This is a genomic window from Bacillus sp. JJ722 (assembly GCF_036963345.1).
Taxonomy (GTDB): domain Bacteria; phylum Bacillota; class Bacilli; order Bacillales; family DSM-1321; genus Bacillus_AD.
The window spans coordinates 1-1,655 of sequence record NZ_JBALMO010000418.1; the positions used below are offsets into that span (position 1 = coordinate 1).

The 1,655-nt window shown below is 28.6% G+C and carries 1 protein-coding gene; it reads left to right on the forward strand.

Going from position 1 to position 1,655, the window contains the following annotated elements; all coding sequences use genetic code 11:
* Window positions 1-1,160: 1,160 nt before the first annotated feature.
* A partial coding sequence (locus V7014_RS26985) for a hypothetical protein (protein WP_335512187.1) occupies window positions 1,161-1,655 on the forward strand: 495 nt, incomplete at its 3' end.

Consider the following 1,655-nt stretch of genomic DNA (forward strand, 5'->3'; position numbering starts at 1 on the left):
AAATAGTTGATGAAAATACAAGAGTCATTACATTTTTCGATTATGAAATGAGTGAACAAAAGAAAAACTATTCCATAATATTTTATGATCAAAATGATAAAGAAGTTGATGTGTATTAATTTATCCATGATTGATTAGAAGGAGAACAAAATGAATAGAAAGCGAATAATTGTTGTAGTCTTATTCATTATTATATTTTTAACAACGCTATCATTTTTTTTAGTTGAAACAAAGAGCAAACAATCTTCAAGTGACAAGATTTCTTCAACGTTAAATAATGAAACAACAAAAACAACAACTAATTCATCTTTAGAAATTGATTTTTATAGTCTTTATTACTCAATGGAAGGAAGAAGATTGTTAGAAGAAATACCTTCTAAAGAATTAATGATGGTATCGGAAAAATTAAAACAGGTACAAATAGATAATTTAACTAATGGACCGAGTCCAATCTTTGATTTGTGGTTATATGTATCAGTTAGTAATTTTTCAAATTTCAACGTAGATAAGGATAATATTCAAAAAGAATTAGAAAAACTATATAACGATAAAGGCTTCTACTTAACAAATATAGAGGAGTCAAGCAATCAAAGTTTAGATTCCTATGTCTTATCTACTTGTCTTGCACTAGATATTTATAGGCAAATGGGTCTTCAAAATAAAATCGAATCCAATAGTGCAGAATGGTTAAAAAAAGTTTTGAATGAGATATTTGAAGTCAATCCAACAAGTGATTTTATCACTTACGGTGGTTACCTGTATAGAATAAAAAAGTTAGATAATGATTTAAATGGAAAACTAGGAATAGAAAGTACACTGTATAACTCTTATATTGAAAAACTTAGACCTTACTTTTTGAAACTTAATAGTATGGATTTACAATCACTAGATGTAATTGTNNAATAAACAACTTTTCCCTGTAGAAAAAGTAAAAATAAATAATTACATAAAAGGCATTCAATTAACTAATGGTAGTTTCCCTCTTTTTGGACAAGAAAACGAAGAATCTGAAATTCAGACAACGAATACGGCTGTACACATACTTAAAGATTTAGAACTTTCTGTTCCAAAAAAGGCTAACATATTGAATTACTTAAACAGAACTTTTAAATCAGCATTAGAAAGTAATTCATAAATACAAAAAACAAGGAGGAATTATTATGAACAATTTAACTTTAAAGAAAGGTTTTACTAAGGGATTAGCTGTAATATTGCTTGCATCTTCAATTTCAGGATTCTCGATTAGCAATAAAGCTAGTGCCAGTACATTACCTGAGGAAAACAATGGTGAATATCCTAAATTAATATCCACTGAGCAGCACACAGTTGAAGGTGAAACATTTAACTTAGAACAATGGCAGGATGAAAATGGTTTGGACATTTATACTATTGATGGAGAAATCCAGAATAAAGAAGCTATCTTTAATTACACTGATGAATTACTTATGTCAACACCTAAACCTACACTTCTTAAAGGCAGTAAATATAATTGGAGTAAAAACTTAAGTAATACTGATAAAAGTGGAAAAACTACTTGGAAACCAACTGGGTACAGTGAAAAAGGCTATCTTTATCCTGCAACACAGGATGCTATACATGTAAATAATGCTGATTTTACAGGTACATATACCGGTTCTGGAAATGCAGATAAAATT